This is a genomic window from Streptomyces gossypii (assembly GCF_025165795.1).
Lineage (GTDB): Bacteria > Actinomycetota > Actinomycetes > Streptomycetales > Streptomycetaceae > Streptomyces > Streptomyces gossypii.
The window spans coordinates 32,908-45,463 of sequence record NZ_JAJAGO010000007.1; the positions used below are offsets into that span (position 1 = coordinate 32,908).

Sequence of the window (12,556 nt, forward strand, 5' to 3'; positions counted from 1 at the left end):
CACCGCTCATCGCTCATCGCCGCTCGTCACCGCGCGGGGTGCAACGCTTCCCGGCAGGCCGCCGCGGCACCGACCAGCCCGGCGTCGGTGCCCGTCCGCGCGGGAAGGATGCGCAGGTCACGTACGAAGGAGAGGGTGGCGAACTCCGCCATCGCCCGGCGCAGTGGGGCGAAGAGGACCTCACCGGCCCGTGCCACTCCGCCGCCGACCACCGCGACCTCGATCTCCGCGAGCGCCGCCGTCGAGGCGATCCCGGCCGCGAGCGCCCGCGCCGCGCGCTCATAGGAGGCGATGGCCACCCCGTTCCCCGCCCGGGCGGCGGCGGCCACGGCGGCGGCGCTGCGGTCGCCGTCCGGACCGGGCAGCCAGCCGCCGGCCAGCGCCCGTGCGGCGATGTTCGGCCCGCTGGCGATGCGTTCCACACAGCCGCGCGAGCCGCAGGGACAGCGGTCTCCGTCCATGTCGACGACGACATGCCCGATGTGACCGGCGTTGCCCGTCGGCCCGGTGTGCAGTTCCCCTCCGAGGACCAGCCCGCCGCCGACGCCGGTCGAGACGACCAGGCACAGCGCCCCCGCATATCCGCGTGCCGCGCCCTGCCAGCGCTCGGCGGCGGCCATCGCCACCCCGTCGCCGACCAGCGTGACGGGAAGTCCGCCGGCCGCCTCTCGCACCCGCGCCACCAGCGGATAGGCCCGCCAGCCGGGGATGTTGACCGGGCTGACCGTGCCCGCGGCCGCGTCGACCGGGCCTGCGCTGCCGATTCCCAGGGCGCTCACCCGGGTCCACTGCGGCGCCGCCGACAGTTCGGCGAGCACCTCGGCCACGGCGGCCATCACCCGCTCACCGCCCGCCTGGCCGGGGGTGGGCCGGCGGGCCTGGGCCACCAGTCGGCCGTCGCCGTCGACGAGGGCACCCGCGATCTTGGTGCCGCCGATGTCGAGCGCGGCGACGAGGTCGGTCTGCATGCTGTGCGTATCTCCCGGTGAGGCACTCCCCGCGTCCCGGGGTGGGAGCGGTGCACGGACAGTCTCACCACTGCTGACAACGTTGTCCAGTTACGATGTAACCCGCAGCATGCGGAAGGCGCCGCCGTTCGGGCCGTGTGTGCCGCAGGATGTGTCCCCCGCCGCAGAACGCACCGCACCGCACCGACGACACTGCGGGCAGGACAGGCGCGACGGACAGACACCAGCACCGACGACGAGGACAGACTCCCGTGACGGACACCATCCGCCCCACCCGCACCACGGCGAGCCGCTACGGCGGCCGGCCCACCATGAAGGACGTGGCCGCCCGCGCGGGAGTCGGGCTCAAGACCGTCTCGCGGGTCGTCAACGGGGAGGAGGGCGTCTCCCCGGACACCGGGCGCCGGGTACAAGAAGCCATCACCGCACTCGGATTCCGCCGCAACGACAGCGCCCGGGTGCTGCGCAAGGGCCGTACCGCCAGTGTCGGCCTGGTGCTGGAGGACCTGGCCGACCCCTTCTACGCCCCGCTCAGCCGCGCCGTCGAGGAGGTGGCGCGGCTGCACGGCGCGCTGCTGATCAACGGCTCCAGCACCGAGGACCCCGCACGGGAACAGGAACTGGTGCTGGCTCTGTGCGCGCGCCGGGTGGACGGGCTGGTGATCGTCCCGGCGGGTGACGACCACCGCTATCTGGCGCCGGAGATCGCCGCCGGGGTGGCCACCGTGTTCGTCGACCGGGCGCCGGGGCTCATCGAGTCCGACGTGGTGCTCACCGACGGCTTCGCGGGGGCACGCGAGGGGACCGCGCATCTGATCGCGCACGGGCACCGTCGGATCGGCTTCGTCGGCGACCAGCCGCACATCCAGACCGCTTCCGAACGCCTGCGCGGCTACCGGGCGGCGATGGCCGACGCCGGGCTGCCGGTGCACGAGCCCTGGATCACGCTGGGGCCGACCGACCCCGCCCGGGTGACGGCGGAGACCTGGCGGCTGCTGGCCGGACCGGAGCCAGTGACCGCACTGTTCACCGGCAACAACAGGGTGACGGTGACGGCGGTACGCGTGCTGGCCGCCTCCGGACGGCGCGTCGCCCTGGTCGCCTTCGACGACTTCGAGTTGGCCGATCTGCTCTCGCCCGCCGTCACCGTGGTCGCCCAGGCGCCCGCTCAACTCGGACGCACCGCAGCCGAGTTGCTCTTCCGGCGGCTGGAAGGCACCGAGCAGGCCACGCAGCGGCTCACGCTGCCGACCCGGCTCCTCCCCCGCGGCTCGGGCGAACTGCCGCCACAGGACTGACGACTGGGCGCCGGGCCGGCGGCAGCTCCTGGGCAGCCGCCGCGCAGGGGATGGTCTGATATCCGCGTAAAGCACCCGATCAGCGGGAACACTCCGATGAGACGCCCCCCACCCCAAGATTGGAGGCGGGCCCATGTTGCGCGGAATCGACGTGAGTTCGCACCAGTCGTCCATCGATCCGGACGGACTGGATTTCGTCATCGTCAAAGCGACCGAAGGCCGCAGCTACGTCAACCCGCGAATGAACGACCAGGTGAAGAAGTCCCGTGACGCCGAATGCGTCGTGGGCTTCTACCACTTCCTGTGGCCGGGGAACATCAAGGCCCAGGCGGAGTACTTCGTTTCCAAGGCCGCCGAGGGCAAGAGCGATCTGCTCGCCGCGGACTGGGAGCGGACGAGCGAGGGGACGTACGCGAGCAACGGGCAGAAGGACCAGTTCATCCGCGAGGTGAAGAAGCTGCGTCCGTCCCACCGCGTCCTGCTCTACTGCAACCGGGACTTCTGGCTGAACCACGACACCACTTCGTACGCGGGCGACGGCCTGTGGATCGCCGACTACGTGACGGCGGGCAAGCCGCGCATCCAGGCGAAGTGGCGGATCCACCAGTACACGAACGATCCGCTCGACAAGAACGTCGCCGAGTTCTCCAGCCGCGCCGCGTTGCGCGACTGGGCCTCGGCCTGACACAGGCGCCCCCAGAGGGCTCCGGAACGCCCGGACAGGACCCACCAATCCATTGGTCCGTCCGGGCGCACCTCTCGGGCTCTGCCGTATGGATCTTGCCCGGTCCGCCGGTCGCCGACGCTCCGCGTCGACTCCCTCCTCCGACTTGCGGCGCCACACCAGACCCCGCTCACCGATCCAGCCCGACCCGAACGACAGACCCGAGCGGTCAGCGCCCGGCCAGCCGGGAGAGCTCGAACCTGGTCAGACCCGTGTGGCGGACGGCCTCGGCGAGATCGACGGCACCGCAGTCCACCCCGCGCAGCAGATAGCCGCTGAGCGCGCGGGCGGTCGCGGGTTCGTCCAGTACGTCACCGCCCTTACGGCCCGCGTATCCGGAGAGGCGGGCGGCCGCCCGCTCGAACCCCTCGCGATAGAAGGCGTAGACGGCGGCGTAACGGGTGGGAAGCTGGCCCGGATGCATGTCCCAGCCCTGGTAGTAGGCGCGGGCCAGGGAGCGCCGCACCAGCCCGTAGTGGAGCCGCCATGCCTCGTGCACCCGCGCCGGGGGGCCGACGGGGAGCACATTGGTGGATCCGTCCGAGAGGCGTACGCCGGTGCCCGCGGCGGCCACCTGCATCACGGCCTTCGCGTGGTCGGCGGCCGGGTGGTCCATGGACTGGTGGGCCGCGCTCACGCCGCACGCGGCGCTGTAGTCGAAGGTGCCGTAGTGCAGCGAGGTCGCCCGGCCGTCGGCGGCGTCGATCATACGGGCGACGGTGGCCCGGCCGTCCGCACCGAGGACGGCCTGGGTGGTCTCGATCTGGATCTCGAAGCCGATCCGGCCCGCCGGGAGTCCGCGCGCCTCCTCGAACTCCTCGCACAGCCGCACCATCGCGCGGACCTGCTCGGGGTAGGTGACCTTGGGCAGTGTGAGGACGAGCCCCTCGGGCAGCCCGCCCGCCTCCATGAGGCCGGTCAGGAAGATGTCCAGGGTGCGGATGCCGCGGTCGCGGACCGCCGCTTCCAGACATTTCATCCGGATGCCCATCCAGGTGGGCACCGGCCCCTCGGCTCCCGGCTCGAACGCGGCGGCCACCAGGCGGGCGGCGCGGGCCGCGGCGGCGTCCTCCTCGGCGTCGGGCCGGGGACCGTAGCCGTCCTCGAAGTCCACGCGGAGGTCCTCGACCGGCTCGCGGGCGAGCTTGGCCCGGACACGCTGGTGGACCGGCCCGGCCAGTTCCTCGGGAAGACCGAGCACGGCGGCGAAGGAGGCGGCGTCCGGTGCGTGCTCGTCGAGCAGGGCGAGGGCCTGGGCGCCCCAGTCGCCCGCGATGCCCGGGCTGAGGGCGTCGGCGGGGACGTAGACGGTGTGCACGGGCTGGCGGGTGCCCGGGTCGCCGGGGTAGCGGCGCTCCAGGTCGGCGTCGACGCCCGCGAGTGAGGCTCCGATGCTCTCCCGTACGGAGTCTGCGAAGGTGGTCGCGGCCGTCCCGTCCTGCGTCATCTGCTGTGCTCCCGTTCGCCGTTCCGCCAGGTCGAAAATCAACAAAACGTTGAAGTTCTTCGCCGGACGCTATTCCCGGCCCCTCCGGGCGTCAAGAGGGCACGGCGAAGACGACGGGCCCCCGCACGCGGTGCGCGCGGGGGCCCGTGGAGCGGCGACGGGGCCGCGGCGGAGCGTCAGCCCTTGCGGGCCCGCACCTCCTTCGTAAGCTGCGGGACCACCTGGAAGAGGTCGCCGACCACGCCGTAGTCGACAAGCTCGAAGATCGGGGCCTCGGCGTCCTTGTTGACGGCCACGATGGTCTTCGAGGTCTGCATGCCGGCCCGGTGCTGGATCGCACCGGAGATCCCGGCGGCGATGTACAGCTGCGGCGAGACGGACTTGCCGGTCTGGCCGACCTGGCTGGAATGCGGGTACCAGCCGGCGTCGACGGCGGCGCGGGAGGCGCCCACCGCCGCACCGAGCGAGTCGGCCAGCGACTCGATGACATGGAAGCTCTCCGCCCCGCCGACGCCGCGCCCGCCGGAGACCACGATCGCGGCCTCGGTCAGCTCCGGACGGCCGGTCGACTCGCGCGCGGTGCGCGAGGTGACCTTCGTGCCGGTGGCCTGCTCCCCGAAGGGGACGGCCAGCTGCTCGACGGCGCCGGCCGCCGGGGCGGCCTCGGGCGCGGCGGAGTTGGGCTTCACGGTGATGACCGGAGTGCCCCTGGTGATGCGGGACTTGGTCGTGTACCCGGCCGCGAAGACCGACTGGGTGGCCACCGGGCCGTCGTCACCGGCCACCAGGTCGACGGCGTCGGTGATGATGCCGGAGCCCGTGCGGACCGCCAGCCGGGCCGCGATCTCCTTGCCCTCCGCGGAGGACGGCACCAGCACGGCCACCGGGGAGACGGCTTCGTGGGCGGCCTGCAGCGCGTCCACCTTCGGCACGACGAGGTAGTCGGCGAACTCGGGGGCGTCGGCGGCCAGGACCTTCACCGCGCCGTACTCGCCGAGCACCTTCGCGGCCTCGTCGGCGCCCGGGCCCAGGTGCACGGCCACCGGGTCGCCGAGGCGGCGGGCCAGCGTCAGCAGTTCGAGAGTCGGCTTGCGGACGGCACCGTCCACGTGGTCGACGTAGACAAGGACTTCAGCCATGAGATGTTCTCCTGCGGGAAGAGTGCGGGGAAGGGCGGGCGGCTCAGACGAACTTCTGCTCCGCGAGGAAGGCGGCGAGCTGCTTGCCGCCCTCGCCCTCGTCCTTGACGACGGTGCCCGCCGTGCGGGCCGGGCGCTCCGTGGCCTCGTCGACCTTGGTCCAGGCGCCTTCGAGGCCGACCTCGTCCGCCTCGATGTCCAGGTCGTCCAGGTCCAGGGACGCCACCGGCTTCTTCTTGGCGGCCATGATGCCCTTGAAGGACGGGTAACGGGCCTCACCCGACTGGTCGGTCACCGAGACCACGGCCGGCAGGGACGCCTCCAGCTGCTCGGTCGCGACATCGCCGTCCCGGCGGCCGGTGACCTTGCCGTCGGCGACCGCGACCTCGGAAAGCAGCGTCACCTGCGGCACGCCGAGGCGCTCGGCGAGCATCGCCGGAAGCACGCCCATGGTGCCGTCGGTGGAGGCCATGCCGCAGATCACCAGGTCGTAACCCGTCTTCTCCACGGCCTTGGCGAGGACCAGGGAGGTACCCAGCGCGTCGGTGCCGTGCAGATCGTCGTCCTCGACGTGGACCGCCTTGTCCGCACCCATCGACAGCGCCTTGCGCAGGGCGTCGCCGGCGTCTTCGGGGCCGATGGTCAGCACGGTGACCTCGGCGTCGTCGGCCTCGCCGGCGATCTGGAGCCCCTGCTCGACGGCGTACTCGTCGAGCTCGGAGAGCAGGCCGTCCACCGATTCACGGTCGGTGGTCAGGTCTTCCGAGAAGCGCCGGTCGCCGGTGGCGTCGGGCACGTACTTCACACAGACAACGATCCTCAGGCTCACGCCGGCTCTCCTACTGCATCGTCTCTCACGCTTCCCGGCCGGGAGGGCCGGACTTCCTCAGCTTATTACCCGTGACTGCCCGGTACCGCGTGCCGGTGCGGTCGGTGTTACTCGTCAGTACACTAGCCGTTCCGCGCGTTATCAAGGCCGTCGGAATGTGACCTTGCCAACGCGGCGGGCGAGCGGCACGGCAGCCCTCGCGAGCGGCCCGCGAGCCCGTCACAGCCCAGACGCCGCACGGAGAAGGACAACTCAATCACGCAGGACGCGGAAGCGCCCCTGGTGATAGAGAAGCGGCCGCCCGCCGCCCCGCGCCTCGCCGTCGATCACCTCGGCGAGCACGAGCTGGTGGTCACCGGCAGGGACCCGTGCGGTCACCCGGCACACCAGCCACGCGCTGACCCCCTCCAGCACAGGAACCCCCATGGGCCCGTGGTGCCATCGTGTCGGCGGCGCGAAGCGGTCGGCACCGCTGCGGGCGAAAGTCGCGGCCATCTCCCGGCGCGCCTCGCCCAGGATGTGCACCCCGACATGAGCGGCCTCGGCGAAGGCGGGCCAGCTGGAGGAGCCGGTACCTATACCGAAGGACAGCAGCGGCGGGTCGGCCGCCACCGAGCTGACGGAGGTGGCGGTGAAGCCCACCGGCCCGGACGGCCCCGGCGCGGTGATCACGGCGACTCCGGCGGGATGCTCGCGGAAGGCGGCACGCAGCAAGCCGGAGCCGGCGGCAGGGTCCGCCGTACGCACCGGCCCCCCGGCGCTCGGCGCGCTCACCGCCCTGCCCCGGGGTCTGCCGTCGACGCTGACATAACGTCACTCTGACGATACGCGGCACGCGGCGTCAACCCCGTGCCCGGAGATGGGAGCCGGATCACGTCACCGCCGCACCGAGAGCGGCGATGACATCCGCCCGGCGGGGCTGACCCTGGGCCCGACGCACGACCCGGCCGCCCGCGTCGAGCACCAGCACGGTCGGCGTACCCGCGATCTCCAGTCGGCGGACCAGCTCCAGATGCGCCTCCGCATCGATCTCCAGATGCACCACGCCCCCGACCATGGCGCTGATCTCCTCCAGCACCCGGCGGGTGGCCCGGCAGGGCTGGCAGAAGGCGCTGGAGAACTGCACCAGCGTCGCCCGCTCGCCCAGCCGTTCGACACCGAGGACAGCGGCCGACAGTTGCCCGATCATGTCCCCCAGCATGCACGCGCGATCGGCTCCGCAGCAGTGCCGCAGGGTGCACGTGATGAGGATCTCGCGGCGGGGTACCCCCCTGCTGTGGCCGTAGGCGGGTGTTTCGGGCACGATCTGCGGCAGCCAGAAGTTACGTATCCGTAGGTTCTGATTCCGATGAAGCCGCCGGGAGACCCCACCCCAGGCGCCGGCGAGAAAGGGTCCCCCCGCATGGCAGAGCTTGTGTACCCACCAGTGATCGGTGTCGCCCGCACCTTCTTCAAGGCACTCGACATCCGGTTCGACATCCAGGGCGCGGAGAACGTGCCCAAGCGCGGCGGCGCGGTGCTGGTGAGCAATCACATCGGCTATCTGGACTTCATCTTCACCGGGTTCGCCGCCCGGCCCGCGAAGCGGCTGGTGCGGTTCATGGCGAAGGAATCAGTCTTCCGCCACAAGGTCTCCGGGCCCCTGATGCGTGCCATGAAGCACATCCCGGTGGACCGCGAGCAGGGCGAGCACGCCTACCAGCACGCGCTCAAGGCGCTGCGCTCAGGAGAGATCATCGGGGTCTTCCCGGAGGCGACGATCTCGCAGTCGTTCACGCTCAAGAGCTTCAAATCGGGTGCCGCCCGGCTGGCGCAGGAGGCCGGTGTGCCGCTGCTGCCGGTGGCCCTGTGGGGCACCCAGCGGCTGTGGACCAAGGGGCAGAAGCGGGACTTCGGGCGCAACCACCTGCCCATCACCATCCGGGTCGGCGAGACGGTGCACGCCGAGCCCGGCGAGTACGCGGCGAGCGTCACCAGACGCTTGCGCGGGCGGGTGCAGGAGCTTCTGGAGGCGGCCCAGCGCGCTTACCCGGGTGTGCCCAGGCACGAGCAGGACACCTGGTGGCAGCCGGCCCATCTCGGTGGCACGGCGCCGACTCCGGCCGAGGCGAAGGCGCTCGGCGCCTCATGAGCAACCGGCCGGGCGCCCTCGTTCAGAGGGTGACCGGCAGCGTGGTGTCCAGCCGCGCACGGTCGGGCGCCTGCCGCAGCGCGGCGAGCACCGCTCCGGGCGGCGCGGCGTAGAGCGTCGGATAGTCGAACTCCCCCGCCAGGTGGTCCGGCACGTAGGCGAGCTGTTCCGCGTCGAGCCGGAACCGCGCGTCCACGCCCGGCCTGTTCCCCCGGGGGTCCTGGCGCGCCCAGCCGTGGCCGGGGAGCTTCAGCGCCACCAGCCCGTGTACGACACCCAGATGCTGGTAGCACAGCCCGGCAGGGATGCCCTCCGCCCGCAGCAGGGCGGCGAGTGCGTGGGCCTTTGCGTAGCAGATGCCGGTGCGTTCGCCGAGCACCTCGGAGGCGCGGCAGGTGACGCGCGGATCGTCCGCGTCCGTGGAGTGCGTGACCTCGTCACGGACGAACTCGAAGGCCGCACGCGCGTATCCGGCGCGGTCCGGCGCGGCGGAGCGCAGCAGCGCGGCCGTCTGGCGTACGAGCGGGTGCCCGTGGTCGATGACGTCGTCGGCGGCGAGATAGGCGCTCTCGTCAGCGGTCTCGGGGCTGAGGATCATGGGCGTCAGCGTACGGAGGCGGCCGACCGTGAATCAATTGATTTACGGTCGGCCGCATATCCATGCACTGGTTTTTCATGCAGTGGCCCGGTGGCCGCCCTCTTCACCGCCGGGCGGTCATCTCCTCGCGGAGGGCGGCCACGAAGCCGTCGACATCCTCCTCGGTGGTGTCGAACGCGCACATCCAGCGCACGTCCCCGGCCGCCTCGTCCCAGAAGTAGAAGCGGTAGCGCTTCTGCAGGCGCTCGCTCACCTCCCGCGGGAGCCGGGCGAAGACCGCGTTCGCCTGGACGGGATAGAGGATCCGCACCCCCTCCACGGCGCGGACACCGGCCGCCAGCCGCTGGGCCATGGTGTTGGCGTGGCGGGCGTTGCGCAGCCACAGGTCACGCGCCAGCAGCGCTTCCAACTGCACGGATATGAAGCGCATCTTGGAGGCGAGCTGCATCGACAGCTTGCGCAGATGCTTCATCGCGCGCGTCAGATCCGGATCGAGCACGACGACGGCCTCACCGAAGAGCATGCCGTTCTTCGTCCCGCCGAAGGAGACGATGTCCACGCCCGCGGCGTGCGTGAAGGCCCGCATCGGCACGTCGAGGGCCGCCGCCGCGTTGGCGATGCGGGCGCCGTCCAGGTGCACCTTCATGCCGCGCTCGTGCGCGTGCTCACAGATGGCCCGGATCTCCTCGACCGTGTAGAGCGTGCCCAGTTCGGTGTTCTGGGTGATCGAGACGACCTGCGGCATGGCACGGTGCTCGTCGTCCCAGCCGTACGCCTCCCGGTCGATCAGCTCGGGGGTGAGCTTGCCGTCCTCGGTGGGCACGGTGAGCAGCTTGAGCCCCCCGACGTACTCGGGCGCGCCGCACTCGTCGACATGGATGTGGGCGCTGTCGGCCGAGATGACCGCACCCCAGCGGTCGGTGAGCGCCTGGAGGGCGACGACGTTGGCGCCGGTGCCGTTGAAGACGGGGAAGGCGTGGGCGTACGGGCCGAAGTGGCTGCGCATCACCTGCTGCAGATGGCCGGTGTAGTCGTCGGCGCCGTACGCGGGCTGGTGGCCGCCGTTGGCCAGCGCGAGCGCGGCGAGGATCTCGGGGTGCGCACCCGCGTAGTTGTCACTGGCGAAGCCGCGCATCTGCGGGTCGTGGCGACGTTTGGCGTGCGTGGCGGGGGCTGCCGCGGCGCCTGTCGTCATGGCTGGGGGGTGAGCCACAGTCGGGTTCCGTTCACTTCCTCGGCGGGCGTGACCCACGTGCCGATGACGGCTTCGGCCAGATCCTTCACGTCGGTGAAGCCGGTGAACTTGGCCTGCGGCCGCTCGGCGCGCATCTGGTCGTTCACCAGCGCCTTCACTATCAGGACGGCGGCCGCGGCCGGCGGCCCGCTCTCCCCTCCGGCCTTGCGGAAGGAGTCGCCCAGGGCCAGCGTCCAGGCTTCGGCCGCCGACTTGGCGGCGGCGTAGGCCGCGTTGCCCGCGGTCGGCTTGCCGGCCCCGGCTGCGCTGATGAGCAGATAGCGGCCGTTGCCGCTGCGGCGCAGCGCGCCCTCGAAGGCGAGGGAGGTGTGCTGCACCGTCCGCACCAGGAGGTCGTGCAGGACGTCCCAGTCGGCGAGGTCGGTCTCGGCGAAGGTCGCCGAGCCGCGCCAGCCGCCCACCAGGTGCACCAGGCCGTCGACGCGGCCGAACTCCTTCTCGGTGCGGTCGGCCCACGCACGGCTCGCGTCGAGGTCCAGCAGGTCGACGGTGTCACCCGTGACCGTCGCTCCGCCGTGTGCGAAGCGTGCCGCGTCGACCGCCTCGGCCAGCCGCTGGGCGTCCGCGTCGGCGGCGACGACGGTGGCACCCGCCTCGGCGAGCCGCAGCAGGGCGGCCTGCCCCGCGGGCCCGGCCGCGCCGGCGACAGCGACGACGGCGCCGTCCAGCCTTCCGTTCGCCCCGTTGCCCTCTGTGGTGCTCATGGTCGTAGCCTCCTTGTCGCGGGAATGCCCGCGGTGAACGGCCGTCACGCTGCCGCGGCGACGGACTCCGCCGTGATGCCCTTGGTCGATGTGATCACACCGCGCAGCTTCTTCGCGAGGGCCTCGTAGAACATGCTGAGCGGAAACTCGTCCGGGAGCACGTCGTCCACGAGTTTGCGGGGCGGGAGGCTCAGGTCCAGGGCGTCGGGGCCCTTGGCCCAGGTGGACCCGGGGTGGGGGGAGAGATAGGTGGAGACCAGGTCGTATGCCTTGAACCAGTGCACGATCTTGGGCCGGTCGATGCCGTCGCGGTAGAGCGTCTCGATCTCCTCGCGAAGGCGCACGGTGACCTCGCGGGCACGCTCCCAGTCGATCGTGAGGCGGTTGTCCCGCCAGCGCAGCGCATCGTGCTTGTGCAGGTAGGCGAAGAGCAGCTGGCCGCCCAGACCGTCGTAGTTCCGGTTGCGCGGGCCGGTGACGGGGAAGCGGAAGAGGCGGTCGAGCAGTACCGCGTACTGGACGTCGCGCCCCTGGGGGAAGCCCTCGGCCTCCAGCGTGACGGCCTCGTGGAAGGCGGTCAGGTCGCAGCGCAGCTCCTCCAGTCCGTACATCCAGAACGGCTGGCGCTGCTTGATCATGAACGGGTCGAACGGCAGGTCACCATGGCTGTGCGTGCGGTCGTGGACCATGTCCCACAGCACGAAGGTCTGCTGGGCGCGCTGCTGGTCGGTCAGCAGGCCGCGGGCGTCCTCGGGCAGCTCCAGGCTGGTGGTGTCGCAGGCGGCGTCGACGACACGGCGGAAACGGGCGGCCTCGCGGTCGCAGAAGATGCCGCCCCAGGTGAAGCGCTCGGGGGCCTGGCGTACGGCGATCGTCTCCGGGAAGAGCACGGCGGAGTTGGTGTCGTAGCCCGAGGTGAAGTCCTCGAAGGTGATGCCGCAGAACATCGGGTTGTCGTAGCGGGTGCGCTCCAGCTCGGCCAGCCAGTCCGGCCACACCATGCGCAGGACGACGGCTTCCAGATTGCGGTCCGGGTTGCCGTTCTGCGTGTACATCGCGAAGACGACGAGGTGCTGGAGGCCGTCCGCACGCTGCTGGGCGGGCTGGAAGGCGAGCAGCGAGTCGAGGAAGTCGGGCACCCCGAAGCCCTCGGCGCCCCAGCGGCGCAGGTCGTCCACGAGCGCCTCGTGGTACGCGGCGTCGTGCGGCAGCAGCGGGGCCAGTTCGCGCACCGCCGACACCGCCCGCTCCAGCTCGGCCTCGACCGACTCGCGGGACGGCGCGTCCTCGGCGTCGAAGTCGATCGCGCCGTCCTTGTCCTGCGCGGGGCGTATCGCCTCCACGGCCGCCTTCAGCACGGGCCAGGCGGGGTGGTCTACCACTCGGTCCGCGGACAACGGGTCACCATCCGTAGCTACTGGCGAAAGAATTTCCGTCATGACCAGCCCTCCACAGGAGAAAGT

Annotated in this window: 13 protein-coding genes; 3 read left to right on the forward strand and 10 right to left on the reverse strand. The window is 71.6% G+C overall.

Annotated elements, in window-relative coordinates; genetic code table 11:
- Window positions 1–26 precede the first annotated feature (26 nt).
- Window positions 27–968 (reverse strand): ROK family protein, encoded by a 942-nt coding sequence (locus LHJ74_RS15905; RefSeq protein WP_260218697.1) that lies wholly within the window; start codon window positions 966–968, stop codon window positions 27–29.
- Window positions 969–1,279: 311 nt separating this feature from the next.
- On the opposite strand from LHJ74_RS15905, the gene LHJ74_RS15910 reads away from it, so the two are divergent.
- Both LHJ74_RS15910 and LHJ74_RS15915 read left to right on the forward strand, forming a co-directional pair.
- Window positions 1,280–2,266 carry a LacI family DNA-binding transcriptional regulator gene (locus LHJ74_RS15910; RefSeq protein WP_375546769.1) on the forward strand — a complete coding sequence of 329 codons (987 nt, stop codon included), beginning with the start codon at window positions 1,280–1,282 and terminating at the stop codon, window positions 2,264–2,266.
- Between the two features lie 133 nt (window positions 2,267–2,399).
- On the forward strand, window positions 2,400–2,951 hold the full coding sequence (locus LHJ74_RS15915) for a glycoside hydrolase family 25 protein (RefSeq protein ID WP_260218699.1): 552 nt from the start codon (window positions 2,400–2,402) through the stop codon (window positions 2,949–2,951).
- A 208-nt stretch (window positions 2,952–3,159) separates the two neighbouring features.
- Here LHJ74_RS15915 and LHJ74_RS15920 read toward each other — a convergent pair whose 3' ends face one another.
- The 5 genes from LHJ74_RS15920 to LHJ74_RS15940 form a co-directional block, all read right to left on the reverse strand.
- Window positions 3,160–4,437 (reverse strand): DUF6986 family protein, encoded by a 1,278-nt coding sequence (locus LHJ74_RS15920; protein ID WP_260218700.1) that lies wholly within the window; start codon window positions 4,435–4,437, stop codon window positions 3,160–3,162.
- Window positions 4,438–4,613: 176 nt separating this feature from the next.
- On the reverse strand, window positions 4,614–5,576 hold the full coding sequence (locus LHJ74_RS15925; protein ID WP_260218701.1) for an electron transfer flavoprotein subunit alpha/FixB family protein: 963 nt from the start codon (window positions 5,574–5,576) through the stop codon (window positions 4,614–4,616).
- Window positions 5,577–5,619: 43 nt separating this feature from the next.
- Entirely contained in the window at window positions 5,620–6,405 is a 786-nt protein-coding gene (locus LHJ74_RS15930; protein WP_260218702.1) for an electron transfer flavoprotein subunit beta/FixA family protein, read from the reverse strand.
- 252 nt (window positions 6,406–6,657) lie between these two features.
- Window positions 6,658–7,179 (reverse strand): flavin reductase family protein, encoded by a 522-nt coding sequence (locus LHJ74_RS15935; RefSeq protein WP_260218703.1) that lies wholly within the window; start codon window positions 7,177–7,179, stop codon window positions 6,658–6,660.
- 97 nt (window positions 7,180–7,276) lie between these two features.
- The gene (locus tag LHJ74_RS15940; RefSeq protein WP_311203304.1) at window positions 7,277–7,594 is read right to left on the reverse strand and encodes a thioredoxin family protein; all 318 of its coding nucleotides are present in this window, start codon (window positions 7,592–7,594) and stop codon (window positions 7,277–7,279) included.
- Between the two features lie 213 nt (window positions 7,595–7,807).
- On the opposite strand from LHJ74_RS15940, the gene LHJ74_RS15945 reads away from it, so the two are divergent.
- Complete coding sequence (locus LHJ74_RS15945) at window positions 7,808–8,536, forward strand: lysophospholipid acyltransferase family protein (protein ID WP_260218705.1); 729 nt, start codon at window positions 7,808–7,810, stop codon at window positions 8,534–8,536.
- A 22-nt stretch (window positions 8,537–8,558) separates the two neighbouring features.
- On the opposite strand, the gene LHJ74_RS15950 is transcribed toward LHJ74_RS15945, so the two are convergent.
- From LHJ74_RS15950 to LHJ74_RS15965, 4 genes are all read right to left on the reverse strand, one after another.
- Window positions 8,559–9,134, reverse strand: coding sequence for a transglutaminase domain-containing protein (locus LHJ74_RS15950; protein ID WP_260218706.1), 576 nt, complete (start codon window positions 9,132–9,134; stop codon window positions 8,559–8,561).
- Window positions 9,135–9,237: 103 nt separating this feature from the next.
- Window positions 9,238–10,329 (reverse strand): threonine aldolase family protein, encoded by a 1,092-nt coding sequence (locus LHJ74_RS15955; RefSeq protein ID WP_260218707.1) that lies wholly within the window; start codon window positions 10,327–10,329, stop codon window positions 9,238–9,240.
- Window positions 10,326–11,093: an SDR family NAD(P)-dependent oxidoreductase gene (locus LHJ74_RS15960; RefSeq protein ID WP_260218708.1), complete on the reverse strand. Its 768-nt coding sequence runs from the start codon at window positions 11,091–11,093 to the stop codon at window positions 10,326–10,328. Before LHJ74_RS15960 ends, LHJ74_RS15955 begins: the two co-directional genes overlap by 4 nt.
- 44 nt (window positions 11,094–11,137) lie before the next feature.
- A complete protein-coding gene (locus LHJ74_RS15965) occupies window positions 11,138–12,532 on the reverse strand; it encodes a DUF6421 family protein (protein ID WP_260218709.1) in 1,395 nt (464 codons plus the stop codon).
- Window positions 12,533–12,556 lie beyond the last annotated feature (24 nt).

Excerpts from the sequence above, each read along its gene's own strand:
- LHJ74_RS15950 (WP_260218706.1), bottom strand. The coding sequence starts at position 9,134 with ATGATCCTCAGCCCCGAGACCGCTGACGAGAGCGCCTATCTCGCCGCC.
- LHJ74_RS15965 (WP_260218709.1), bottom strand. The coding sequence starts at position 12,532 with ATGACGGAAATTCTTTCGCCAGTAGCTACGGATGGTGACCCGTTGTCC.
- LHJ74_RS15955 (WP_260218707.1), bottom strand. The coding sequence starts at position 10,329 with ATGACGACAGGCGCCGCGGCAGCCCCCGCCACGCACGCCAAACGTCGC.
- LHJ74_RS15910 (WP_375546769.1), top strand. The coding sequence starts at position 1,280 with ATGAAGGACGTGGCCGCCCGCGCGGGAGTCGGGCTCAAGACCGTCTCG.
- LHJ74_RS15905 (WP_260218697.1), bottom strand. The coding sequence starts at position 968 with ATGCAGACCGACCTCGTCGCCGCGCTCGACATCGGCGGCACCAAGATC.
- LHJ74_RS15940 (WP_311203304.1), bottom strand. The coding sequence starts at position 7,594 with ATGATCGGGCAACTGTCGGCCGCTGTCCTCGGTGTCGAACGGCTGGGC.
- LHJ74_RS15915 (WP_260218699.1), top strand. The coding sequence starts at position 2,400 with ATGTTGCGCGGAATCGACGTGAGTTCGCACCAGTCGTCCATCGATCCG.
- LHJ74_RS15925 (WP_260218701.1), bottom strand. The coding sequence starts at position 5,576 with ATGGCTGAAGTCCTTGTCTACGTCGACCACGTGGACGGTGCCGTCCGC.
- LHJ74_RS15960 (WP_260218708.1), bottom strand. The coding sequence starts at position 11,093 with ATGAGCACCACAGAGGGCAACGGGGCGAACGGAAGGCTGGACGGCGCC.
- LHJ74_RS15945 (WP_260218705.1), top strand. The coding sequence starts at position 7,808 with ATGGCAGAGCTTGTGTACCCACCAGTGATCGGTGTCGCCCGCACCTTC.
- LHJ74_RS15920 (WP_260218700.1), bottom strand. The coding sequence starts at position 4,437 with ATGACGCAGGACGGGACGGCCGCGACCACCTTCGCAGACTCCGTACGG.